Annotated in this window: 20 protein-coding genes; 5 read left to right on the top strand and 15 right to left on the bottom strand. The window is 72.5% G+C overall.

What is annotated here, in order from left to right:
- Positions 1-65: 65 nt before the first annotated feature.
- Positions 66-875 carry an SAM-dependent methyltransferase gene (locus ACZ7L0_RS15750; protein ID WP_471243009.1) on the top strand — a complete coding sequence of 270 codons (810 nt, stop codon included), beginning with the start codon at positions 66-68 and terminating at the stop codon, positions 873-875.
- Position 876: 1 nt separating this feature from the next.
- On the opposite strand, the gene ACZ7L0_RS15745 is transcribed toward ACZ7L0_RS15750, so the two are convergent.
- On the bottom strand, positions 877-2,184 hold the full coding sequence (locus ACZ7L0_RS15745) for an MFS transporter (protein WP_471243008.1): 1,308 nt from the start codon (positions 2,182-2,184) through the stop codon (positions 877-879).
- A complete protein-coding gene (locus ACZ7L0_RS15740) occupies positions 2,181-2,855 on the bottom strand; it encodes a GntR family transcriptional regulator (RefSeq protein WP_471243007.1) in 675 nt (224 codons plus the stop codon). The genes ACZ7L0_RS15745 and ACZ7L0_RS15740 overlap by 4 nt, the downstream gene beginning before the upstream one ends.
- Before the next feature lie 221 nt (positions 2,856-3,076).
- Between ACZ7L0_RS15740 and ACZ7L0_RS15735 the strand changes: the two genes are divergently transcribed.
- Positions 3,077-3,982 (top strand): D-alanyl-D-alanine carboxypeptidase family protein, encoded by a 906-nt coding sequence (locus tag ACZ7L0_RS15735; RefSeq protein ID WP_471243006.1) that lies wholly within the window; start codon positions 3,077-3,079, stop codon positions 3,980-3,982.
- A gap of 64 nt (positions 3,983-4,046) precedes the next feature.
- Here ACZ7L0_RS15735 and murJ read toward each other — a convergent pair whose 3' ends face one another.
- The 4 genes from murJ to pdhA (ACZ7L0_RS15715) all read right to left on the bottom strand — a co-directional run bounded on the left by murJ (position 4,047) and on the right by pdhA (ACZ7L0_RS15715) (position 9,444).
- Positions 4,047-5,702 (bottom strand): murein biosynthesis integral membrane protein MurJ, encoded by a 1,656-nt coding sequence (gene murJ / locus ACZ7L0_RS15730; RefSeq protein ID WP_471243005.1) that lies wholly within the window; start codon positions 5,700-5,702, stop codon positions 4,047-4,049.
- Positions 5,703-5,829: 127 nt separating this feature from the next.
- Complete coding sequence (locus ACZ7L0_RS15725; RefSeq protein ID WP_471243004.1) at positions 5,830-7,257, bottom strand: dihydrolipoamide acetyltransferase family protein; 1,428 nt, start codon at positions 7,255-7,257, stop codon at positions 5,830-5,832.
- 10 nt (positions 7,258-7,267) lie between these two features.
- Positions 7,268-8,254, bottom strand: a complete 987-nt coding sequence (locus ACZ7L0_RS15720; protein WP_471243003.1) for an alpha-ketoacid dehydrogenase subunit beta — start codon at positions 8,252-8,254, stop codon at positions 7,268-7,270.
- A gap of 2 nt (positions 8,255-8,256) precedes the next feature.
- Positions 8,257-9,444, bottom strand: coding sequence for a pyruvate dehydrogenase (acetyl-transferring) E1 component subunit alpha (gene pdhA, locus ACZ7L0_RS15715; protein WP_471243002.1), 1,188 nt, complete (start codon positions 9,442-9,444; stop codon positions 8,257-8,259).
- 453 nt (positions 9,445-9,897) lie between these two features.
- On the opposite strand from pdhA (ACZ7L0_RS15715), the gene ACZ7L0_RS15710 reads away from it, so the two are divergent.
- On the top strand, positions 9,898-10,896 hold the full coding sequence (locus ACZ7L0_RS15710) for a phosphotransferase (RefSeq protein ID WP_471243001.1): 999 nt from the start codon (positions 9,898-9,900) through the stop codon (positions 10,894-10,896).
- Between the two features lie 57 nt (positions 10,897-10,953).
- Here ACZ7L0_RS15710 and ACZ7L0_RS15705 read toward each other — a convergent pair whose 3' ends face one another.
- Positions 10,954-12,528: a protein kinase domain-containing protein gene (locus ACZ7L0_RS15705; protein ID WP_471243000.1), complete on the bottom strand. Its 1,575-nt coding sequence runs from the start codon at positions 12,526-12,528 to the stop codon at positions 10,954-10,956.
- Positions 12,529-12,878: 350 nt separating this feature from the next.
- Between ACZ7L0_RS15705 and ACZ7L0_RS15700 the strand changes: the two genes are divergently transcribed.
- Positions 12,879-14,537 carry a protein kinase domain-containing protein gene (locus tag ACZ7L0_RS15700; RefSeq protein ID WP_471242999.1) on the top strand — a complete coding sequence of 553 codons (1,659 nt, stop codon included), beginning with the start codon at positions 12,879-12,881 and terminating at the stop codon, positions 14,535-14,537.
- Positions 14,538-14,597: 60 nt separating this feature from the next.
- On the opposite strand, the gene ACZ7L0_RS15695 is transcribed toward ACZ7L0_RS15700, so the two are convergent.
- Complete coding sequence (locus ACZ7L0_RS15695; RefSeq protein ID WP_471242998.1) at positions 14,598-15,143, bottom strand: bacterial proteasome activator family protein; 546 nt, start codon at positions 15,141-15,143, stop codon at positions 14,598-14,600.
- 163 nt (positions 15,144-15,306) lie between these two features.
- Here ACZ7L0_RS15695 and ACZ7L0_RS15690 point away from each other — a divergent pair, with 163 nt between their 5' ends.
- Entirely contained in the window at positions 15,307-15,906 is a 600-nt protein-coding gene (locus ACZ7L0_RS15690; RefSeq protein ID WP_471242997.1) for a hypothetical protein, read from the top strand.
- Here the strand turns inward: ACZ7L0_RS15690 and ACZ7L0_RS15685 are convergent.
- From ACZ7L0_RS15685 to pdhA (ACZ7L0_RS15655), 7 genes are all read right to left on the bottom strand, one after another.
- Positions 15,903-16,904, bottom strand: coding sequence for an NAD(P)H-quinone oxidoreductase (locus ACZ7L0_RS15685; protein ID WP_471242996.1), 1,002 nt, complete (start codon positions 16,902-16,904; stop codon positions 15,903-15,905). The genes ACZ7L0_RS15690 and ACZ7L0_RS15685 overlap by 4 nt on opposite strands.
- A 64-nt stretch (positions 16,905-16,968) precedes the next feature.
- Entirely contained in the window at positions 16,969-18,075 is a 1,107-nt protein-coding gene (locus ACZ7L0_RS15680; protein ID WP_471242995.1) for a potassium channel family protein, read from the bottom strand.
- Positions 18,063-19,451 carry a molybdopterin molybdotransferase MoeA gene (locus tag ACZ7L0_RS15675; RefSeq protein WP_471242994.1) on the bottom strand — a complete coding sequence of 463 codons (1,389 nt, stop codon included), beginning with the start codon at positions 19,449-19,451 and terminating at the stop codon, positions 18,063-18,065. The genes ACZ7L0_RS15680 and ACZ7L0_RS15675 overlap by 13 nt, the downstream gene beginning before the upstream one ends.
- Positions 19,448-20,344, bottom strand: coding sequence for an NTP transferase domain-containing protein (locus ACZ7L0_RS15670; protein WP_471242993.1), 897 nt, complete (start codon positions 20,342-20,344; stop codon positions 19,448-19,450). Before ACZ7L0_RS15670 ends, ACZ7L0_RS15675 begins: the two co-directional genes overlap by 4 nt.
- Positions 20,345-20,414: 70 nt before the next feature.
- Positions 20,415-21,758 carry a dihydrolipoamide acetyltransferase family protein gene (locus ACZ7L0_RS15665; protein ID WP_471242992.1) on the bottom strand — a complete coding sequence of 448 codons (1,344 nt, stop codon included), beginning with the start codon at positions 21,756-21,758 and terminating at the stop codon, positions 20,415-20,417.
- The gene (locus tag ACZ7L0_RS15660; protein ID WP_471242991.1) at positions 21,758-22,762 is read right to left on the bottom strand and encodes an alpha-ketoacid dehydrogenase subunit beta; all 1,005 of its coding nucleotides are present in this window, start codon (positions 22,760-22,762) and stop codon (positions 21,758-21,760) included. The genes ACZ7L0_RS15665 and ACZ7L0_RS15660 overlap by 1 nt, the downstream gene beginning before the upstream one ends.
- On the bottom strand, positions 22,759-23,895 hold the full coding sequence (gene pdhA / locus ACZ7L0_RS15655; protein WP_471242990.1) for a pyruvate dehydrogenase (acetyl-transferring) E1 component subunit alpha: 1,137 nt from the start codon (positions 23,893-23,895) through the stop codon (positions 22,759-22,761). The genes ACZ7L0_RS15660 and pdhA (ACZ7L0_RS15655) overlap by 4 nt, the downstream gene beginning before the upstream one ends.
- Between the last annotated feature and the right edge of the window lie 29 nt (positions 23,896-23,924).

Genomic DNA, 23,924 nt, shown 5'->3' with positions numbered 1-23,924 from the left:
CCCCCTGGGGGAGGCGCTCGGATATTCGGTGTCGGTGGGGTGCCGCCGGAAAATAACGTGTCGTCATGACCTTTGACACCGCGCCCGCCCCGACCACCGACGCCGTCCCCACCGACGCCGACGCTCCTCCGTCCCGTCTCACCCGGCTCACCTTCCACGGCCCCCTCTCCGAGGCCCGTGCGGCGGCGATGGTCCGGCGGCTCGCCGGCCCGCGGCCCGCGAGCGTGCTGGACATCGGCTGCGGCTGGGGCGAGTTGCTGCTCCGGGTCCTGGAGGCCGTACCGGAGGCCCGGGGGACCGGGGTGGACGTCAACGGCGAGGATCTGGCGCGGGGGCGGCGCAACGCCGAGGCGCGGGGGCTGGCCGGCCGGGTGGAGTTCGTCGAGGAGTCCGCCGCGGGGAGCGGGCGCGGGCCCGTCGACCTGGTGCTGTGCCTCGGTGCCAGCCACGCGCTGAGCGCGGCCGAGCCGCCCGGGTACACCGTCGAAGCGCTGCGCGAGCTGCGCCGGCTGGTCGCCGACGGCGGGCGGGTGGTGCTCGGGGAGGGGTTCTGGGAGCGCACCCCGACCGCGGAGGAGTTGTCCCGGATGTGGCCGGGCGCCTCCGGCGAGGAGCACTACGGCCTCGCGCACCTCGTCGAGCTGGCCGTGGAGGCCGGATTCCGGCCGGAGTGGATCGAGACGGCGAGCCTTGCGGAGTGGGAGGAGTTCGAGTCGGCGTACCAGGCGGAGACCGAGGTGTGGCTCGCGGGGCACCCGGAGCACCCGCTGGCGGCCGAGACCCGCGAGCGCCTCGACCGGCACCGGGCCCAGTGGCTGGCCTACCGGGGCGTCCTGGGCCTGGTGTACCTCACCCTCGTACCGGTGGTCCGTTGAGTCACGCGGGGACGTGCACCGTCTCCACGCGGCTGGCGACCAGCCGTTCCCGCTCCCGACGGGCCGCCCGTACACGCAGGCGCAGGATCTGGCTCACGCCCAGCGCCTGGAGCACGAACACCGCGGAGAAGGCGATCTTGTAGTTGTCGCCGGTGGCGTCCAGCAGGACACCGACCGCGAACAGGGTCGTCATGGAGGCGACGAAGCCGCCCATGTTGGTGATGCCGGAGGCGGTGCCCTGACGTTCCGGCGGGTTGGCGGGGCGGGCGAAGTCGAAGCCGAGCATCGACGCCGGGCCGCACGCGCCCAGGACCGAGCACAGCACCACCAGCAGCCACATGGGCGCGCGCTCGGCGGGGTAGAGCAGGGTCGCCGCCCACAGCGCCGCCGTCCCCGCGACCGTGCCCAGCGCCAGCGGCAGCCGGGCCGCGTGGTGCCGGGCGACGATCTGGCCGTAGACCAGGCCGATCACCATGTTCGACAGGACGACCAGGGTGAGCAGTTCACCGGCCGTGGCACGGCTGAGGCCCTGTGCCTGGACGAGGAACGGCAGGCCCCACAGGAGGAGGAAGACCATCGCGGGGAACTGGGTGGTGAAGTGCACCCAGAGGCCGAGCCGGGTCCCGGGTTCGCGCCAGGAGGCGGCGATCTGCCGCCGTACGTAGGCCGCGCCGCGGTGCGGGAAGGGCTCCGGCTCGTGGCCCTCGGGGTGGTCCTTCAGAAAGAGCAGGACGAGGACCAGGACGACCGCGCCGGCGAGCGCGCTGCCCGCGAACGCCGGGGTCCAGCCGACGCCGTGCAGCAGCCGGGCCAGCACCAGCGTGGAGACCAGGTTGCCGGCCATCCCGGCCAGACCCGCGAACTGCGCGACCAGCGGCCCGCGCCGGGCCGGGAACCAGCGGGTGCCCAGCCGCAGCACGCTGATGAAGGTCATCGCGTCACCGCAGCCGAGCAGCGCGCGGGAGGCGAGCGCCGTGCCGTACGACGGGGAGAACGCGAAGCCCAGCTGGCCCACCGTGAACAGCACGGCGCCGATGCTCAGCACCTTCTTCGTGCCGAGCCGGTCGACCAGCAGGCCCACGGGTATCTGCATGCCCGCGTACACCAGCAGCTGGAGGATCGAGAAGGTGGACAGCGCCGAGGCGCCCACCTGGAAGCGGTCGGCCGCGTCGAGGCCGGCCACGCCCAGGGACGTACGGAAGATGACGGCGACGAAGTAGACCGCGACGCCGATGGACCACACCGCGACGGCGCGCCGGCCGCCCGGCGGGTCCCCTGGGAGGGTGGTGTGGGCGCTCGTCGCGCTCATCGGACCTCACCCCGGGCGAGGTGCGAGAACCAGCTCACATGCCGGTGCACGACGCCCACCGCCGCCTCCGCGTCCCCCGAGCGCAGCGCGTCGAGGATCTCCTGGTGCTCGGCGAGGGTCTTGGCGATCCGGTCGGGGTGGGAGTGCATGACGGCGACGCCCATCCGCAGTTGGCGGTCGCGGAGCTGGTCGTAGAGGCGGGAGAGGATCTCGTTGCCGCCGCTGCGCACGATCTCGGCGTGGAAGCAGCGGTCGGTGACCGCCGCCGCGGCCAGGTCACCGGCGGCGGCCTGCGTCCTCTGCCTCTCCAGCAGTTCCCCGAGCCGTTCGAGCAGCCCGGGCGGGGCGGGTACGGCCTTGCGTGCCGCGTGCTCCTCCACCAGCAGCCGGGTCTCCACCACGTCGGCGATCTCCTGCGCGGAGACGGGCAGCACCAGGGCGCCCTTCTTCGGGTAGAGCTTGATCAGCCCCTCCGCCTCCAGGCGCAGCAGCGCCTCGCGCACCGGTGTGCGCGAGACCCCGACGGCCTCGGCCAGCTCGCCCTCGGTCAGCAGGGCCCCGCCCTCGTAACGGCGGTCCAGGACACCTTGCTTGACGTGGGTGTAGACGCGGTCGGCGGCGGGGGGCTGCTTGAGGGGCGCGGGAGGGGCGGCGGACGGCGCTGAAGGCATGCGCACATCATAGATACAAGGCGTACGCATGGTCCGGAGCCGTCCATCATGCGGACCCGGCGCGTTTCACCCGTAGCCGATCTCACAGCGGGAATCCGGAATTCCCCGGGGATGCCGCACAACCTTCTGTGCTACTCAGGTGTCACACACTTGCGGCCTTACTCGCTTGCCCTTCAACTCGGCCGCATATCACGGGCATTCGACACAATCGAGGTATTTACTTGATTACCGGCATTAAGGGCATCCGTATCCGCCGAGCCGCCGCCGTCGCCGTGACGAGCGGCGCGATGCTCGCGACCGGAGCCCTCACCGCGGCGCCCGCGCAGGCCGTGACGACGCCCTCGATCGTGGCCAAGGGCGGCTACGTCATGAACAACGCCAACGCCAAGACCTTGTACACCAAGGCCGCGGACACCAAGCGCTCCACCGGCTCGACCACGAAGATCATGACCGCGAAGGTCGTGCTCGCGCAGTCGAACCTGAACCTGGACGCCAAGGTCACGTTCCAGAAGGCGTACAGCGACTACATCGTCGACAACAACTACGCCTCCTCGGCCCACTTCATCGTCGGTGACAAGATCACCGTCCGTCAGCTTCTGTACGGGCTGATGCTGCCGTCGGGCTGCGACGCCGCCTACGCGCTCGCGGACAAGTTCGGCACGGGCTCGACGCGGGCCAAGCGCGTGGCGAACTTCATCGGCAAGATGAACACCACCGCCAAGAACCTCGGCCTGACGAACACGCACTTCGACTCGTTCGACGGCATCGGCCACGGCGCCAACTACTCCACGCCGCGCGACCTGACGAAGCTCGCCAGCAGCGCGATGAAGAGCTCCACGTTCCGCACGGTCGTCAAGACCAAGTCGTACACGGCCAAGACGATCACCAAGACCGGCGGCACCCGCACGATGAGCCCGTGGACCAACACCAACGGGCTCCTCAGCAGCTACAGCGGCACCATCGGTGTGAAGACCGGCTCCGGCCCCGAGGCCAAGTACTGCCTGGTCTTCGCCGCGACCCGGAACGGCAAGACGGTCATCGGCACCGTCCTGGCCTCCACCGGCATCCCCGAGCGGGAGTCGGACGCGAAGAAGCTCCTCAACTACGGCTTCGCCAAGCTCGGCTGACGCCCTCCGAGGTGCGAGGGCCCGTCGCGGTACGCGGCGGGCCCTTCGTGTGCGCGGGCGCGGCTCATCCCAGTCCGGGCAGCTTCCGCAGTTCGCCGATCTTCAGCAGCCGTCCGAGTACGACGTACACGACCGCCAGGACGAGCGTCCCCGCGACGGTGGCGAGCGCCGTCGGTACGGTGCCGTCGCCCAGGTGGGCGCCGCAGGCGCGGGCGGTCGCCCAGCCCGCCGCCGCCGCGCAGCCGGCCGCGGCCAGCAGTCTGGCGTAGATGGTCCGCAGGGTTCCGTCGTCGAGCCGGCCGCCGGTCTTCCGGGCCAGCAGGCGTGCGGTGAGGGCGAGTCCGGCCAGGTAGGAGAGGGTGTAGGCGCCGGCCATGCCGGTCACGGCCCAGCGGGCGGGCAGCAGCAGATGGCAGGCGGTGGCGAGGGCGATGTTCACCGCCCCGATCCACACCGCCATCAGGAACGGCGTACGGGTGTCCTCGAAGGCGTAGAAGCCGCGCAGCAGCAGGTACTGGGCGGAGAAGGGGATCAGCCCGAGCCCGAACGCCTGGAGCATGTGCCCGAGCGGCTCGGCGGAGGCGGCGTCGGCGGCGCCGTGGGCGAACAGCAGCGTGGCGATCCACGGGCCGAGGGCGAGGAAGAGGAACCCGGCGGGGACGATGACGACACCGCTGATCCGCAGGGCCCGGGACAGGTCCGCGCGCAGATCGGCGACGCGTCCCTCGGCGACGGCCCGGCTCATGCGCGGCAGCAGGGCGGTGACCAGGGAGACGGTGACGATGGACTGGGGCAGCAGCCAGATGGTCTGCGCGTAGCTGTACGCGGTGTAGCCCACGCCGGCCTTCGGCAGCTTCTGGTCGGCGGCGTTGGCGTAGTTGGTGACCACGGTGAGCGCGACCTGGTTGGCCAGCACGAACAGCAGCGTCCACTTGGCCGCGTGCACCCCGGAGCCCAGGCCGGTGCCGCGCCAGTCGAAGCGGGGCCGGAAGCGGAATCCGGCGGCGCGGGCGAAGGGGATCAGCGCGAGGGCCTGGAGGGCTATCCCGGCGGTGGTGCCGATGCCGAGCCAGCGCACCTGGGCGTCGGTGACGTCGGCGACCGTGCGGGGGACGGTCATCAGGCCCAGGTAGGCGCCGAACATGCCGACCAGGACGACGTTGTTGAGGACGGGCGTCCACATCATCGCGCCGAACTTCTCGCGGGCGTTGAGCACCTGGCCGAGGATGCCGAACACACCGTAGAAGAAGATCTGCGGCAGCAGGAACCGGGCGAAGACGACCGTGAGCCGGAACGCCTCGTGCCGGTCGGGGGTGTCCCGCATGTACAGGCCGACGATCTGCGGAGCCGCCCACACCGCCAGCGCGGTTCCGACGGCCAGCACGCAGACGACCAGGGTGACCAGCCGCTGCTCGTAGGCCCGCCCGCCGTCGGGCTGGGTGGCGCGGGCGCGCACCAGCTGCGGCACCAGTACGGCGTTGAGCGCGCCGCCGATCAGCAGGGTGTAGAGGCTGGTCGGCACGGTGTTCGCGGTGTTGTACGTGCTGGCCAGCAGCCCGGTGCCCAGCGCCGCCGCCTGCAGCACCTGCCGGATCAGGCCGGTCGCCCGGGACACGACGGTGCCCACCGCCATGAGCATGGAGGACCGGGCGAGCCCGCCCCGGTCGGCTGTCGTCTTCGTCCGGGCATGCCGGGCCCTGCTCTTCTCCCCCGTCACCATGGGCACAACTTACGCCAGTTGATGATCACATGTGATCAACGGCGGTCGCGGGGAGGAGAGTCGGGAAACGCCGTCGGCGGTCACCAGCGGGACGCGCACCCGCTGTGACCGCCGACGGCACCGGCTCTTACGCCCAGGTGATCAGCCGCTTCGGCTGCTCCAGGATCGCCGCCACGTCCGCGAGGACCTTGGAGCCCAGCTCCCCGTCGACCAGGCGGTGGTCGAAGCTCAGCGCCAGGGTGGTGACCTGGCGGGGCTTCACCTTGCCCTTGTGGACCCACGGCTGGAGCTTGATCGCGCCGACCGCGAGGATCGCGGACTCACCGGGGTTGAGGATCGGCGTGCCGGTGTCGACGCCGAAGACGCCGACGTTGGTGATGGTGACCGTGCCGCCCTGCATGGCCGCGGGGGAGGTCTTGCCCTCGCGGGCGGTGGAGACCAGCTCGCCGAGCGCCTCGGCCAGCTGCGGCAGGGTCTTGGCGTGCGCGTCCTTGACGTTCGGGACGATCAGGCCGCGCGGGGTGGCGGCCGCGATGCCCAGGTTGACGTAGTGCTTCACCACGATCTCCTGGTTGGCCTCGTCCCAGGACGCGTTGATCTCCGGATGGCGCTTGATGGCGACCAGCAGGGCCTTGGCGATCAGCAGCAGCGGGTTCACCCGCAGCCCCTGCATCTCCTTGTCCTGCTTGAGCTCCTCGACCAGCTTCAGGGTGCGGGTCACGTCGACCGTCACGAACTCGGTGACGTGCGGCGCCGTGAACGCCGAGCCGACCATGGCCTGGGCGGTGGCCTTGCGGACCCCCTTGACCGGGACACGGGTCTCGCGGGCGGCGTCGTAGGCCGCCACCGGCGCCGGGGGCGTCACGGCGGCGGGCGCCTGCGGCACCGGCGGGGCGGCGGGGGCCGGGGCAGGGGCGGCCTGCGTCTGGGCCACCGCCGCGTGCACGTCTTCGCGGGTGATGACGCCGTCCGGGCCGGACGGGATGACCGCGGCCAGGTCGACGCCCAGGTCCTTGGCCAGCTTGCGCACCGGGGGCTTCGCCAGCGGGCGGGCCTTCGCGGTCGCGTTCCCGTGGCCGTTCAGCTCCTGCTGGATGGCCGCCGAGGCCTGCCGGACCTGGACCTCCGGGCCCTTGCGGGGGCGCCGCTTGGTCGAGGACGCGGCGACGCCGTACCCGACCAGTACCGGCTGGCGCTTCGGCTCCTCCTTCGTCCCTTGCTCGGGCCGCTCCGCCTGCTGCGGCTGCTGCGGCTCAGCGGCGGGAGCGGGGGCCGGCGCCTCGGCGGGCGCCCCGCCCGCCACGTCCACCGCGATGATGGACGTGCCCACGTCCACCGTGGTGCCCTCGGGGAAGCGCAGCTCGCGGACCACGCCGTCGTACGGGATGGGCAGTTCGACGGCCGCCTTGGCGGTCTCGACCTCGCACACCACCTGGCCGTCGGTGACCGTGTCGCCCGGCTGGACGTACCACTTGAGGATCTCGGCCTCGGTGAGTCCCTCGCCCACGTCGGGCATCTTGAACTCGCGTACGGACGCTTCCGTCATCGTCGTCACGACCCTCTCCTCAGTACGCCAGGGCGCGGTCGACGGCGTCGAGCACCCGGTCCAGGCCCGGCAGGTACTCCTCCTCCAGACGCGCCGGCGGGTACGGGGCGTGGTAGCCGCCGACCCTCAGCACCGGGGCCTCCAGGTGGTAGAAGCAGCGCTCGGTGATCCGGGCGGCGATCTCCGCGCCCGAACCGAAGAACACCGGTGCCTCGTGGACCACGACCAGGCGGCGGGTCTTCTCCACCGAGGCCTGGATGGAGTCGAAGTCGAGCGGGGAGACCGAGCGCAGGTCCAGGACCTCCAGGTTCTTGCCCTCCTCGGCGGCCGCGTCGGCGACCTCCTGGCAGAGCTTGACCATCGGGCCGTAGGCGGCGAGGGTCAGGTCGGTGCCCTCGCGGACCACGCGCGCCTTGTGCAGCGGACCGGGGATCGCCTCGGTGCTGACCTCGGCCTTGTCCCAGTAGCGGCGCTTCGGCTCGAAGTAGATCACCGGGTCGTCGCTCTGGATGGCCTGCTGCATCATCCAGTAGGCGTCCGACGCGTTGGACGGGGAAACGATCTTCAGACCGGCGACGTGCGCGAACAGCGCCTCCGGGGACTCGGAGTGGTGCTCGACCGCGCCGATGCCGCCGCCGTAGGGGATGCGCACGACGACCGGGAGCTTGACCTTGCCCAGCGAGCGGGCGTGCATCTTCGCGAGCTGGGTGACGATCTGGTCGTACGCCGGGAAGACGAAGCCGTCGAACTGGATCTCCACCACCGGGCGGTAGCCGCGCAGGGCCAGGCCGATGGCTGTGCCGACGATGCCCGACTCTGCGAGCGGGGTGTCGATGACGCGGCTCTCGCCGAAGTCCTTCTGCAGCCCGTCCGTCACCCGGAAGACGCCGCCGAGCTTGCCGACGTCCTCACCCATGATGACGACCTTGGGGTCCGCCTCCAGGGCGCGGCGCAGCGACTCGTTGATCGCCTTGGCCAAGGGCAGGTTCTTCACCGTCTCCGCCATGATCAGACCCCCTCTACGTCCGAGAACGACGCCTGGTAGGCGGCGAACTGGGCGCGCTCCTCGTCGACGAGCGCGTGCCCGTCCGCGTACACGTTCTCGAAGATGGCGAAGTGGTCCGGGTCCGGCATGGCACGGACCGCTTCGCGTACTCGTCTGCCCAACGCCTCGCTCTCGGTCTCCAGTTCCGCGAAGAATCCCTCGTCCGCGTGGTTTGAGGCCTCCAGGTACCGGCGAAGGCGCAGGATCGGGTCCTTCGCCTCCCAGGCCTCGCGCTCCTCGTCGGCCCGGTACTTGGTCGGGTCGTCGGAGGTGGTGTGGGCGCCCATGCGGTACGTGTACGCCTCGACCAGGGTGGGGCCCTCGCCGCTGCGGGCGCGCTCCAGCGCCCACTTGGTGACCGCGAGGCAGGCCAGTACGTCGTTGCCGTCGACGCGGACGCCGGGGAAGCCGAACCCTTGCGCGCGCTGGTAGAGCGGGACGCGGGTCTGCTTCTCGGTCGGCTCGGAGATCGCCCACTGGTTGTTCTGGCAGAAGAACACGACCGGGGCGTTGTAGACCGCGGAGAAGGTGAACGATTCGGCGACGTCGCCCTGGCTGGAGGCGCCGTCTCCGAAGTAGGCGATGACCGCCGAGTCCGCGCCGTCCTTGGCGATGCCCATCGCGTAGCCGGTGGCGTGCAGCGTCTGGGAGCCGATGACGATCGTGTACAGGTGGAAGTTGTTGCCGGTGGGGTCCCAGCCGCCGTTGTTCACGCCCCGGAACATGCCGAGGAGGTTGGTCGGGTCGACGCCGCGGCACCAGGCGACGCCGTGCTCGCGGTAGGTCGGGAAGACGTAGTCGTCCTCGCGGGTGGCCCGGCCGGAGCCGATCTGGGCGGCCTCCTGGCCGAGCAGCGAGGCCCACAGGCCCAGCTCGCCCTGGCGCTGCAGGGCGGTGGCCTCGGCGTCGAAGCGGCGGGTGAGCACCATGTCGCGGTACAGGCCGCGCAGCTCGTCGGGGGTGATGCCGGCGACGTACTTGTCGTACTCGGCGTTCTTGACGCGCTTGCCCTCGGGGGTCAGCAGCTGCACGAGCGCCGGGTCGGCGCCCTTCTGGGCGGTGGTGCGGGTGGTGCGCTTGGTGCCGGTGGTGCCGGCCTTGTTTCCGGCGCTGCGTCGCGGCTTGGGCGCGGCAGTGCTGTCCACGGTCACGTGTGCTCCTCCGTCGGTCCGGCCCCCGGGGTTGCCGGTGGGCCAGTGCGGCTCACCTGTTTTCGACCACCGGGCACGGGGTGGGTGCCACTCGGCCGGGAACAGGCGTGACAGGTGCCCCGGCGAGCGCCCTGCAACGTTCACGTTACCCAGTACGCCACATTTCTGTGAAACCCCTCCTGACCTGCGATTTTGCTTGGATTTCCAAGTAAATCGACGCGGACCGGAAGGGCGCTGGTCACAGCCTTGCAGGAGGCCGGAGCAACGGCACGTTATCCCGCGCACCCAGTTGACGGGAAGAGTTCGAGTCGGGCATCGGAGTGGTCGACGTGACCGAAAGCGACCGCCCGCGACTGCCTGTGACAAGGCCCAGCTCACGGGGTCCGGGGTTGCCCTACCATCTGGCGCGTGCCGCGCTCATGTGTACCACCCCTTGTACCCCATGCGCCCCCTTTGGGCGCCTTGCTCCGCCTGTACGCCGCCGGTTCCGCCGTCGCCTGCGAGCCCGTGGACCAGGGCCTGCTCAACCGCGGCTACCGGCTGTGCACCACCCGCGGCCGCTACTTCCTCAAGCACCACTTCGATCCGGACACCGCCGACCCCGTCGCCATCGAACGCAGGCACCGGGCCACCCAGCGCCTGGCCGACCTCGGCGTCCCGGTCGCCCCGCCCCTCGCCCACCGGGACGGACGCACGGTGGCCGTCGTCGGCGGCAACGCCTACGCCCTGCACCCCTGGATCGACGGCAGGCACCGCCACGGCGGCCAGCTCACCCCCGGGCAGTGCGCCCGGCTCGGGGCGCTGCTGGGCGCCGTGCACGCCTGTCTGGAGCGCGTGATGCCGCCCAAGGGGCGCACCCGCCCCGCCACGAGTCCCCATCCGGTGGAGAGCGCCGACCCCGCCGACACCTTCGCGCTCATCGACGACCTGCTCGCCCACGTCCGCCGCCACCGCCCGCTGGGCGCCTTCGACGAACTGGCCCGCCACCGGCTGCTGGAACGCCGCGCGCTCCTGGAGCAGCACGCCGACCGGCGCCCCCCGCGCGGCGGGCCGGTGGGCTGGGTGCACGGCGACTTCCACCCCTTCAACCTGCTCTACAAGGGCGACGCCCCCGCCGCGATCGTCGACTGGGACCGGCTCGGGGTGCAGCCCCGCGCGGAGGAGGCCGTCCGCGCCGCCGCGATCTTCTTCGTACGGCCCGCGGGAGCCCTGGACCTGCCGAAAGTACGGGCGTTCGCGCGCGCGTACCGGCGCGCCGCCGGGGCCACGCCCTCGGAACTGGCGGCGGCCGTGCACCGCGTGTGGTGGGAGCGGCTCAACGACTTCTGGATGCTGCGCTGGCACTACGAACGCGGCGACACCCGCGCCGACCCCCAGTTCCCGGCGGCCTCGGCGCTCGCCGTGTGGTGGACGCGGGAGTACGACACGGTGTGCGACGCGTTCGTGGCGTGACCGCCTCGGCCGGTCTCAGTACACGGCCGAAGGCGCATCAGTCGGTGTGGGTGTCCTTCAAGGGCCTTCCCCGGCGCCCTCCGTGGCGCCCCCGTCCGTGCCGCCGCCCGTGGGCGTCGCCGGGTCCGAAGGCTGCGACTGGGACTCGGTGCCCGGATCCGTCGGCTCCTCCGAGGTCCCCGGGTCCGACGGCTCGTCGGTGGGATCGCTGGTGGCCGGGTCGGACTGGGTGTACGACGGGGTGGGCGACGACGGCGACCAGTTGTCGTCGTTGCCGGGGTAGGACCCGTCGTCCGTCTCGGTGTCCGTCGGCTGCTCGTTGGACTCGGTCGGGCTCGCGGAGGGCTGCTCGTCCTTGGTGGAGTGCGTGCTGGTCGGCTTCTTCGTGGTGCCCGGGTCACCGCTGCCGTCGCCCTTGTGCTGCAGCGCCAGCGCCACGCCCGCCGCGATGGCGATCACCGCGAGCACGGCGAGGACCCACAGCTTGCCGCGGCCACTGCCCTTGTTGCCGTGCCCCTCGAAGCCGCCGTCGTCACCGCTGCCGTACCCGGTGGGCAGGATCGGCTGCGGGATCTGCGTGGTGCCCGAGGCGTCCACGGGGTGCGGCATGACGGTCGTCCCGGCGAAGCCGCCCGCCGGGGTGTGCCGGCCGTCGTGCGCCGCCACGAAGCCGGTGTTCCAGGTGCCGGTGTGGCCGCCCTGCTCGTACAGCATCTGCAGGCCGTACTGGACCAGCCCGCGCATCTCCTCCGCCGTCTGGAAGCGGTCGTCCGGCTCCTTGGCGAGGGAGCGCATGACGAGGCCGTCGAGCTCCGGCGGGCAGGTCCCGTCCGAGGTCTGCGACGGCGGCACCGGCATGTCCTGGACGTGCTGGTAGACCACCGACAGCGGGGTCTCACCGGTGAAGGGGGGCCTGAGCGCGAGGAGTTCGTAGAGCAGGCAGCCCGTCGCGTACAGGTCGGAGCGGTGGTCGACGGCCTTGCCGAGCGCCTGCTCCGGGGAGAGGTACTGCGGGGTGCCCATGACCATGCCGGTCTGCGTCATCGTCGTGGACGCCCCGTGCAGGGCGCGGGCGATGCCGAAGTCCATCACCTTGACCGCGCCGTTGTCGGTGATGATGACGTTGGCGGGCTTGATGTCGCGGTGCACGATGCCGTGCTGGTGCGAGTAGGCGAGCGCCTCCAGGACACCGGAGACGATGATCAGGGCCTGCTCGGGGCCCGGCGCCTCCGCGTTCAGCAGCAGGTCGCGGATGGTGCGGCCCTCGACCAGCTCCATCACGATGTACGGCACGGACTGGCCGCCCACGAAGTCCTCGCCGGAGTCGTACACGGCGACGATGGCATGGTGGTTGAGCCCGGCCACCGACTGTGCCTCGCGGGTGAAGCGGGCCTTGGAGACCGGGTCCTCGGCCAGGTCCGCGCGCAGCAGCTTCACGGCGACCGTCCGGCCCAGGCGGACGTCCTCGGCCGCGAACACCTCGGCCATGCCGCCCCGTCCGAGCCGATGGGTCAGCCGGTACCGGCCGTCGCCGACGAGCCCGCCGTTGCCCCACATCTCCGGCGTGTCTGACATGCCGCCGCCAGTCGCCTCGGGGTCGGACGGGCCCTGGGCGCTGTGCGTCTGTGCCATCGGTCCTCGCCGTCGTTTCTGCCCGCGGTGCGCGCGGTGTTGTTACGGTCTCCGTCGGCCACGCTACAGCCTCCGCGCAACCCTCCGGTCCGGGATGGGAAGTGGGACCGACCCGAGACGGACCGGCCATGAAACCCCTAGCACGCGCTGTCGTGCAAATTCTGTGTACCGGGCGTACGCCCGCTGTAACGCTTGCGCGACGCTTCTTTCGCGTACGGTCACGGAACGGGCACCGCGCTTGACGTGTCAGTGCCCTGGGGCAGACTTGGCCGGGAATAGCACATTGGATCACCGGACATGAGGTCACCGGCTTCCGGTCACCGGCGCCGCGCCTATGGGGGACGCAGAACATGAGCCAGGACGGCGCACAGGGCCGGTACACGGGGCGGTCCCTCGCCGGTGGCCGCTACCAGCTGCGCGACTTGCTCGGCGAAGGCGGCATGGCCTCGGTGCACCTGGCCTACGACGCCGTGCTGGACCGTCAGGTCGCCATCAAGACGCTGCACACCGAGCTGGGCCGGGAACAAGCCTTCCGCGAGCGCTTCCGCCGCGAGGCCCAGGCAGTGGCCAAGCTCACGCACACCAACATCGTCTCGGTCTTCGACACCGGCGAGGACTCCCTGGACGGGATGACCACGCCGTACATCGTCATGGAGTACGTCGAGGGCCGCCCGCTGGGCTCGCTCCTCGACGAGGACATCCGGCAGTACGGCGCGGTGCCCGCCGACAAGGCGCTGAAGATCACCGCCGATGTGCTGGCCGCGCTGGAGATCAGCCACGAGATGGGCCTGGTCCACCGGGACATCAAGCCGGGCAACGTGATGATGACCAAGCGCGGTGTGGTCAAGGTCATGGACTTCGGCATCGCCCGCGCCATGCAGTCCGGCGTCACCTCGATGACCCAGACCGGCATGGTCGTCGGCACCCCGCAGTACCTGTCGCCGGAGCAGGCTCTCGGCCGGGGCGTCGACGCCCGCTCCGACCTGTACTCGGTCGGCATCATGCTGTTCCAGCTGGTCACCGGGCGGCTGCCGTTCGACGCGGACTCGCCTCTGGCGATCGCGTACGCGCATGTGCAGGAGGAGCCGGTGGCGCCCTCCTCGATCAACCGTTCGCTGCCGCCCGCGGTGGACGCGCTGGTCGCCCGCGCGCTGAAGAAGAACCCGAACGAGCGCTTCCCGACCGCCGAGTCCATGCGCGACGAGTGCCTGCGGGTCGCCGCCTCCCTCCAGGCGGCGGCGCCGAGCATCGTGCCGGGCGCCGGCCCGACGCAGAGCGGCTCGGGCGTCGGCTCCGCGGTGTTCCCGCCGGTCGACCAGGTGACGCCGGCGCCCGCCGGGCCCGTGCAGACGCCTTATCAGCCGACCGGGCCGACCACGCCGCAGCACCCGTACGGCACCCCGGTGCCCACCGGCCCCACCCCGGCGTACGGCTATCCGCAGCAGGCCGGGTACCAGACACCGCCCCCGCCCGGGTACGCGCAGCAGGCACCCGGCACCCCGCCGCCGTACAACCTCACGCCCCAGACCGCGGTCCAGCCCTCCGGCTCGCGCGGCGGCAAGGGCAACCGGCCGGTGATCATCGGCTCGATCGCGGTGTCCCTGGTCGCGGTGGTCGGGCTGATCGTCGCGCTGGTCGTCGTGAACGGCGGCAGCGACGACGACGTCAAGGGCGGAGGGTCGAGCACCTCGGCCTCACCGGCCCACGCCGACGGCTACCGCGCACCGGACACGACCAAGACGGTCGAGACCAGCGAGTGCACGGAGCCGCAGGAGTCGTACGACGACCCGGACAAGATCCAGATCCCGGACTTCCGCTTCAAGTACTACAAGTCGGTGCAGGCCTGCGCCCAGGCCGCCGGATGGCACCTGACCCGCAAGGACGTCGACGAGAACACCTACGGCGACGGCGCGGTCATCACCCAGTTCCCCGCCGCCGGCTCGGACGTCGACCCCAAGGACGTCGACATCCAGCTCAACGTGTCGACGGGGAACCCGCCGGGCAACTGATACCCGCCACAGGAAAAGGGCCCGGCGGGATGCCGGGCCCTTCGTGCTTGCTGCGGACGTCTACAGGTACGGTCCGCCCGAGCGGCCTCCGGTACGCGGGTCGTCACCGCCCTCGTGGCCACCCACGCCCGGCGGAAGCGCGCGGCGCATCTGCTCCAGCTGGGCCCGCGCGGCCATCTGCTGGGCGAACAGGGTCGTCTGGATCCCGTGGAAGAGACCCTCCAGCCAGCCGACCAACTGGGCCTGCGCGATCCGCAGTTCCGCGTCGGTCGGGGTCGCGTCGTCGGTGAACGGCAGCGACAGCCGCTCCAGCTCCTCCACGAGCTCCGGTGCCAGACCGTCCTCCAGTTCCTTCACGGAACTGGCGTGGATCTCCTTGAGCCGGACCCGGCTGGCCTCGTCGAGAGGGGCCACGCGGACCTCCTCCAGCAGCTGCTTGATCATGCTGCCGATCCGCATGACCTTGGCGGGCTGCTCCACCTGCTCCGTCACCGGGATCTCGCGGGAGTCGCCGTCCCCGACGCCACCACCGAGCGCCATACCGTCCTGGCCCACGACCAGGATCTGGGGGTTCTCCGACGACCTATCGTTCCTCGGCATCTCCATGCCGCCATTCTCTCGCACCCGTATACCTCACCACCGTGGTGCCCCCCATGGGGTGTGATCCACCGTTTAGACCCGTCGGCGGAATCCAGAATGCCGGGATGGCGGGCAAATGTGAGGCTTATTCGCGACGGTCTTGCCGACAGGGCTCCGGGAGGTCACCGACGTGACTCCATGGCTGCGCTTCACACTCCGCGTGGCACCACTGCCGCTGCTCCTCGCCGCGGTCGTACTGCCGTACGGCGCGGGCGCGTCCTACGGCGCCCAGCCCGCGCCCTCGGGCTCCCCCGTGCGCTCCTCCGGCTCCCCCGCTCCCTCGGCCTCCACCAGTCCGTCCCGGGCCGGGAGCCGGGCGGGCGAGGGGCGCCGGCGGCCGGGGCGGCCGGACGGGCTCGCCGCACAGGTCGAGGGCGAGGACGACCCCGCTTCCTCCACCGACGACACCACCCCCGCTCCGGAGGACATGGACCCGGCGGACACCGATCCACGGGAGGCGGTGGCGGGGGAGGCGCAGGAACCCGGTGAGGTACAGGAGCCGGGGGAAGCGCAGGAGCCGGGGGACGACGGCGGGGAGACCCCCGCCGCCTCCGACCCGCCCGGCCGGACCGGTCTGGTCCCCTCCGCGCCCCCGGCCCGCACCGTCGCCCACGGCGGCGAGGACGCCGCCGAACCCTTCGTACGGATCCTGCCGCTGGGCAGCGGCCTGGTCCTCATCGGGCTGGGGCTGGGCCTCGCGTTCGTGGGACTGCGGGTACGGCGCGGTTAGGGCCTGTCCTGGCCGCGTCCGGGCACCACGAGGAGCACCTTGCCGATGTGGCCGCTCGCCTCCACCAGCCGGTGGGCCTCGGGCGCCTCGGGCATCGGCAGTTCGCGGTCGACGACCGGGCGGACATGACCGGCGGCGAGCAGCGGCCAGACATGCTCGCGTACGGCCGCCACGATGGCCGCCTTCTCCCCGAGCGGGCGGGCGCGCAGCGAGGTCGCGCTGATCGCGGCCCGCTTGGTGAGCAGCGCGCCGAGGTTCAGCTCGCCCTTGGCACCGCCCTGGAGGCCGATGACGGCGAGCCGGCCGTTGACGGCGAGGGCCTTGACGTTGCGGTCCAGGTACTTGGCGCCCATGTTGTCGAGGATGACGTCGGCGCCCGCACCGCCCGTGGCCTGCTTGACCTCGGCGACGAAGTCCTGCTCCCGGTAGTTGACCAGGATGTCGGCGCCGAGCTCGGCGCAGAAGTCCAGCTTCTCCTTGGTGCCCGCCGTGACGGCGACCTTCGCGCCGACCGCCTTGGCGAGCTGGACCGCCATCGTGCCGATGCCGCTGGAACCGCCGTGGACGAGCAGTGTCTCGCCGGGGCGCAGGTGGGCGATCATGAAGACGTTCGACCAGACCGTGCAGGCCACCTCGGGCAGTGCCGCCGCCCGCTTCAGGTCGACGCCCTGGGGCACGGGCAGCAGTTGCCCGGCGGGGACGACGACCTTCTCGGCGTAACCGCCGCCCGCGAGCAGCGCGCACACCTCGTCGCCGACCGACCAGCCGGAGACGCCTGGCCCCAGCGCGGCGATCCGCCCGGAGCACTCCAGGCCCGGGTAGGGGGAGGCGCCGGGAGGCGGGTCGTAGTGGCCCTGTCGTTGCAGGATGTCGGCGCGGTTGACGGCGCTGGCCACCACGTCGACCAGGACCTCTCCCTCGCCGGGCACGGGATCGGGGACCTCGTCCCACACCAGCGCCTCGGGTCCACCGGGTTCGGGAATCGTGATCGCATGCATGACCGCGACGCTACTCCTCGCCCCGGGCGCCCGTTCCGGCACCCGCTCGTCTCGCTCGTCCCGCTCAGTCCGTCGGCAGTCGCCGGGTGTCGGGCGTGATCTGCGCGCCCGGGGTCGCCCGGACGATCACGATCAGACGGTCCGTCAACTGCAGTGCGCCGACGGCGGGGTCGTCGTAGCCGAGCACCCGGTGGCCGCGTACGACGCTCACCACGAGGTCGTCCGTCTCGCGCGGGTTCCTGCCCACCTCGGCCTTGACGACGGGGCGTTCGACGATGTCGAGGCCGCTGCCCTGCTGGATGAGGTCCTCCATGACCATGCCGGCGGCGGGGCTGAGCACGGACAGCCCGAGCAGCCGGCCGGCCGCACTGGCGCTGGTGATGACGGCGTCGGCACCGGACTGCTTCAGCAGCGGCGCGTTCTCCTCCTCGCGCACCGCGGCCACGATCTTGGCACCACGGTTGAGCTGCCGGGCCGTCAGCGTGACCAGCACCGCCGTGTCGTCGCGCTGCGTCGCGATGATGATCTGCCGTGCCCGGTGCAGCTCGGCGCGCTTCAGCACATCGCTGCGGGTCGCGTCCCCGACCACGCCGACGTAGCCCTCGGCGGTCGCCGCGTCGACCGCCTTGCTACTGGGGTCGACCACGACGACCTGTTCCTTGCGCAGCCCCGTGGCGCAGACGGTCTGGATCGCCGACCGCCCCTTGGTGCCGAAGCCGATGACGACGGTGTGGTCGCGCAAGGTGGACCTCCAGCGGTTCAGGCGCCATTCCTCCCGGGTGCGCTCGGTGAGGACCTCGAGGGTCGTGCCGACCAGGATGATCAGGAAGAGCACACGCAGGGGCGTGATGACGAAGATGTTGGTGAGCCGGGCGCCGTCGCCGACGGGGGTGATGTCGCCGTATCCGGTGGTGGAGAGGGTGACGGTGGCGTAGTAGAAGGAGTCGAGGAGACTGACCTTGTCGTCGGCGTTGTCGTGGTAGCCGTCGTGGTCGACGTAGACGATCAGCGCGGTCGCGACCAGCACCAGCAGGGCCAGGGACAGCCGTTGGGCGACCTGGCGGAGCGGGTGTTCCACCACTTTCCTCGGGAGTTTCACCCGATGGGTCACCAGGCGTTCGTCCGCCTGGCGGGCTATCGCGTCATGGCCCGAAAGTTTCACGTGAAACACACCCCGATTCCGGCGGCGGCCCACGGCAGGTCGAGAAGCTCCGTCTCCTGGCCCTGCCGGGCGCCGCCTGGCGGTACGACGGCGAGCGCGTCGGCGACGGCGACGCCCCTCAGCATCGCCGGGCCGTTGTAGTGCAGCGGCACGGCGTGGTCGCCGCGCAGCACGACGGGGATCAGCCGGGTGTCGTGCGGATGCCCGTGCACCGTCTCCCGCAGCGGCAGCGTGTACGGCTCGGGGGCCGGGCGGGCGGCCAGGGTGCGCAGCAGCGGCTCGGCGAGCGTGAGCAGGCCGGAGACGGCGGCGAGGGGGTTGCCGGGCAGGCCGACGAGGTGCTGGCCGTCCTTGGTGCGGGCCAGCAGCATCGGGTGGCCGGGGCGGACCTGGACGCCGTCGACGAGGAGTTCGGCGCCGATGCGGCGCAGGGTGGGGTGGACGTGGTCGACGGGGCCGGAGGCGGTGCCGCCGGTGGTGACGATGAGATCGGCGTCGGAGGAGGTGAGGGCCTTGCGCAGGGCCCTGGCGTCGTCGCCGAGCCGGCGCACCGCGATGACCTCGGCGCCCAGGGCCCGCAGCCAGGGCGGGAGCATGGGCCCGAGCGCGTCGCGGATCAGCCCGTCGCGCGGGAGGCCCTCGGTGAGCAACTCGTCGCCGAGGACCAGGACTTCGACGCGGGGGCGGGGGACGGCGGTGACCGTGTCGTATCCGGCGGCTGCCGCGAGGCCGAGGACGGCCGGGGTGACCAGGGTGCCGACGGGCAGCAGTTGGTCGCCGGTGCGGCACTCCTGGCCGCGGGGGCGGATGTCCTGGCCGTGGCCCATGTCGCGGGTGGGGTGCAGCCGGCCCTTGGTGTCGGTGCGGCCGTGCTCGCTGCGCAGGACGGCGGTGGTGTCCGGCGGGATGCGGGCGCCGGTGGCGATCCGTACCGCTTCTCCGTCCGTCAGCCGCTCGGGCAGTCCGTGCCCGGCCAGGACACCCTCCTCGCGGACGTCCCAGGGTCCGGGGCCGGCGACGGCCCAGCCGTCCATCGCGGAGGTGTCGAAGGAGGGGAGGTCGGTGAGGGCGGTGACGGGGGCGGCGAGGACCAGGCCGAGAGCCTCCGGGAGGGGGACGGAGACCGGGACGCGACGGGCGCCCGTGCGGGCGGCGCGGGCGGCGGTCTCGCGGGCCTCGGGCCAGGCGGTGGCCTTGTGGTGGCGGTCGCCGGAGGCGGGGCCGCCCGAGGTGTGGCCGCCCGTGGTGTCGCCGCCCGTGGTGTCGCCGCCCGTGGTGTCGCCGTTGTCTTCCCGGGGTTCCCTCACGAGGGCGAGCGCCTCCTCGACGTCGAGGTCGTCGGTGTCCTCGGCCCGCTCGCCGGTCCGGGCGGCGCGGGCGGTCATCCGGCGTCCGGGTCGGGGGCGGGTCGGGCGGGGGTGTTCTCCTGCTCCCAGCGCAGGGCCAGTGCCACGGCCTTGCGGGCGGCCTCGGCGACCGCCTCGGGGCCTCCCTCGCCCTGCGCCGCGGCATAGCCGACGAGGAAGGTGGTCAGTGGTGCGGCGGGCCGGGCCACGCCGTGGGCGGCGTCGCGGGCGAGGTCGAGCAGGACGCCGGTGTCGACGTCGAGGTCGATGCCCAGTTCGTCCTTGACTGCGGTGATCCATTCATCCAACACGTGCCCATGCTCCCTGATCCGTGCCCTGGCGGCGGCGATGTCGTCCCAGGTGTCGCAGTCGAAGGAGGCGACCGGGTCCGGGACGCGGGTGAGGTTCAGCGCGCCGGTCAGCCGGCGCAGGGGCAGCCCGGTGAGGCCGCCGTGCGCGTGGGTGAGCGCCGTCAGCTCGCGGCGCAGCGCCGCCGTGCGGTACGCGGCCACCAGCGGCTGGTCGCGTCCGTCCGCGTCGGTGAGCAGAGCGCCCTCGGCGGCGGTGCCGCACAGGGCGTCCAGCAGCCGCCGCACCGTGGCCGCTTCGAGGAACGGCAGGTCGGCGGAGAGCACCACGAGGTGCTCCGCCGTGGAGTGCCGCAGCCCGGCGTCGAGTGCGGCGACCGGCCCGGCGCCGGGTGGCTCCTCGCGTGCCCACCGCACCGGCCGGGTGGTGGGGCGGGGGTCGGCCACGACGACGGTCGTGCCCGCGCCGGCGCAGGCCGCGAGCACCCGGTCGAGCAGCGGGCGTCCGCCGACGCGCACCCCGGGCTTGTCCGCCCCGCCGAGACGCCGCGCGGCACCACCGGCGAGCACGACGGCGTCGTACGGCGTCCCCGGGGCGGGGGCGGCTTGCTGGTGGGCGGTCACCCTCCGAGTATGCGTGCCGCCCTGATCGCGGGGAACCGCGGCCCGGACAACCAGGGCCCGGGCAACCGTGTCACAGCGTCCGCAGCAGTACCGCCGGCTGTTCCACGCAGTCCGCCACGTACCGCAGGAAGCCGCCCGCCGTGCCGCCGTCGCACACCCGGTGGTCGAAGGTGAGCGAGAGCTGGACGACCTGCCGCACCGCCAGTTCGCCCTCGTGCACCCAGGGCTTGGGGACGATGCGGCCGACGCCGAGCATGGCCGCCTCGGGGTGGTTGATGATCGGCGTGGAGCCGTCGACGCCGAACACCCCGTAGTTGTTCAACGTGAAGGTGCCGCCGGTGAGTTCCCCGGGCGTCAGCGTCCCGGTCCGGGCCGCCTCGGTCAGCCGGGCGAACTCCGCGGTGAGCGACTCGGCGTTGCGCGCGTGCGCGTCCCGGACGACGGGCACCACCAGTCCGCGCTCGGTCTGCGCGGCGAAGCCCAGGTGGACGTGGTCCAGCCGGACGATCTCCCGGGCCTCGGTGTCCACGGTGGAGTTGAGCTCGGGGAACCGGGCGAGGGCGGCGGTGCAGATCCGGGCGAGGAGCGCGAGGAGGGAGATCTTCGAACCTCCCGACGCGTTCACGGCGGCCCGCGCGCGCATCAGCTCCGTCGCGTCGGCGTCGACCCAGCAGGTCGCGTCGGGGATCTCGCGGCGGCTGCGGGAGAGCTTGTCGGCGACGGCACCGCGGATGCCCTTGAGGGGAACGCGGGCGCCTGCCGTCTCGGTGGCCGGAGCCGCGGCGGCGGGGGCGGGGGTGGCCGTCGCCTCCGCCGTGCGGCCCTGTGCCGCGGTGGCCCGCAGCGCGTTCTCGACGTCGGCCCGCAGGATCAGCCCGTCGGGTCCGGAACCCGCCAGCCGGCGCAGGTCCAGGCCGTTGTCGCGGGCCAGGCGGCGGACCAGGGGGGAGATGACGGGGACGGGGCCCTCGCCCTGCGTCGTCCCCACGCGCGCGGGGGTGGCGCCGACGGGTGCGGGCTCCTCGCCCGCCCTGTCGCCGACGGCCGTTCCGTTTGCGGTGACCGGCGTCGGCCGTACCCTTCGCCGTCGCGCCGGTGCTTCCGACGTGCCGTATCCGACCAGCACGTTGCCCGATGCCTCGGTCGCGGTCCCCTCTCCGGGCGTCCGGGGTCCCACCGCCACCGTCAGCAGCGGCGCCCCCACGGGAAGCTCCGTGCCCTCCTCGCCGAAGCGGGCGGTGACCACGCCGCCGTACGGGCAGGGGACCTCGACCATCGCCTTGGCCGTCTCGACCTCGACCACCGGCTGGTCGACGGCGACGACGTCGCCGACCTGGACCAGCCAGCGGACGATCTCCGCCTCGGTCAGTCCCTCCCCGAGGTCGGGGAGCTTGAACTCCAGCACCTGTGCCATCAGCCCTCGGCCTCCCACTGCAGACGCGCCACGGCGTCCAGGATCCGGTCCACGCCCGGCAGATGGTGCCGCTCCAGCATCGGCGGCGGGTAGGGGATGTCGAACCCGGCCACCCGCAGCACCGGCGCCTCCAGGTGGTGGAAGCAGCGCTCGGTGACCCGGGCCGCGATCTCCCCGCCGGGGCCGCCGAAGCCGCCCGACTCGTGTACGACGACCGCGCGCCCGGTCCGCCGCACCGACGCGGTGACCGTCTCGTCGTCGAACGGCACCAGGGAGCGCAGGTCGACGACTTCGAGGTCCCAGCCCTCGGCCCGGGCCGCCTCGGCGGCTTCGAGGCAGACGGGGACGGACGGCCCGTAGGTGATGAGCGTGGCGCTGCGGCCCGGGCGCCGCACCACGGCGCGGCCTATCGGGTCGACGGCCTGCGGGTCCTGGGGGTTCCAGGAGTCCTTCGACCAGTACAGCCGCTTCGGTTCGAGGAAGACGACCGGGTCGTCGGAGGCGATGGCCGCGCGCAGCAGCCCGTAGGCGTCGGCGACGGTGGCGGGCGTGACGACATGGAGCCCCGGAGTCGCCATGTAGTACGCCTCGGAGGAGTCGCTGTGGTGCTCGACGCCGCCGATGCCGCCGCCGTACGGCACCCGGATGGTGATCGGCAGGGGCATCCTGCCGCGGGTGCGGTTGCGCATCCGGGAGACGTGGCTGATCAGCTGCTCGAAGGCGGGGTAGGCGAAGGCGTCGAACTGCATCTCCACGACCGGCCGCAGCCCGTACATGGCCATGCCGACGGCCGTGCCGAGGATGCCCGCCTCGGCCAGCGGGGTGTCCGTGCAGCGGTCCTCGCCGAACTCCTTGGCGAGCCCGTCGGTGACCCGGAAGACGCCGCCGAGGGTGCCGACGTCCTCGCCCATGACGTGCACGGCGGGGTCGGCGGCCATCGCGTCGCGCAGCGCGCGCGTGAGGGCCTGCGCCATGGTGGCGGGCTTGACGGCGACGGTGGTCATCGGTGACCGCCTTCCTGCTCGGCCTCGAGCTCCGCCCGCAGCAGCGCGCGCTGTTCCCGCAACTGCGGCGTGGGCTGCGCGTACACGTGGCCGAAGAGGTCCATGGGGTCGAGTTCCGGGTCCCGGTTCATGCGTTCGCGCAGGTCGGCGGCCATCGCCTCGGCGTCCTCGCGCGCGGCCCGGATGCCGTCCTCGTCGAGCAGACCGCGCTCGGTCAGCTCCCGTTCCAGCAGCTGTACCGGGTCGTGCGCGCGCCAGGCCTCGACCTCGTCGTCGCCGCGGTAGCGGGTGGCGTCGTCGGCGTTGGTGTGGGCGTCGACGCGGTACGTGACCGCCTCCACCAGGGTCGGGCCGCCTCCCGCGCGCGCGAGCCGTATGGCGTCGCCGAGGACCTCGTGAACGGCGGCGGCGTCGTTGCCGTCGACCAGGCGGCCCGGCATGCCGTACCCGACGGCCTTGTGGGCCAGGGAGGGCGCGGCGGTCTGCTTGTCGAGCGGGACGGAGATGGCGTAGCCGTTGTTCTGGACCAGGAAGACGACCGGGGCCCGCCAGACGGCGGCGAAGTTCAGCGCCTCGTGGAAGTCGCCCTCGCTGGTGCCGCCGTCACCGACCAGGGCGAGCGCGACCACGTCGTCGCCCTTGAGGCGGGCGGCGTGGGCGAGGCCGACGGCGTGCGGGAGCTGGGTGGCCAGCGGGGTGGACAGGGGGGCCACCCGGTGCGCGTGGGGGTCGTAGCCGCTGTGCCAGTCGCCGCGCAGCAGGGTGAGCGCCTCGACGGGGTCGACGCCGCGCGCCACGGCGGCGAGCGTGTCGCGGTAGCTGGGGAAGAGCCAGTCCTGTTCCCGCAGGGCCAGGGCGGCGGCGACCTCGCAGGCCTCCTGGCCGGTGCTGGAGGGGTAGACGGCGAGGCGGCCCTGCTTGGTCAGGGCGGTGGCCTGCGTGTTGTACCGGCGGCCGAGCACCAGCTGGGCGTAGAGCCTGCGCAGCAGCTCCGGGTCGGCCTTGGCGGCCGTCTCGGTGCCGAGCACGCGGTACGGCTCGGGGTCGGGCAGCAGCGGCGCGGGGTCGGTACGGGGCTGCCAAGCGGGCGGCGGCGATGGCCGGTACGCGCCTCGCTGCTCCATGACCGTCATGACGGCACCTCCTCGTGGGAGCGGCTACG

Source organism: Streptomyces sp. NPDC039424, assembly GCF_055639495.1.
The sequence above is the reverse complement of the archived record's forward strand: the minus strand, read 5'-3'. Positions and strand labels throughout refer to the sequence as shown.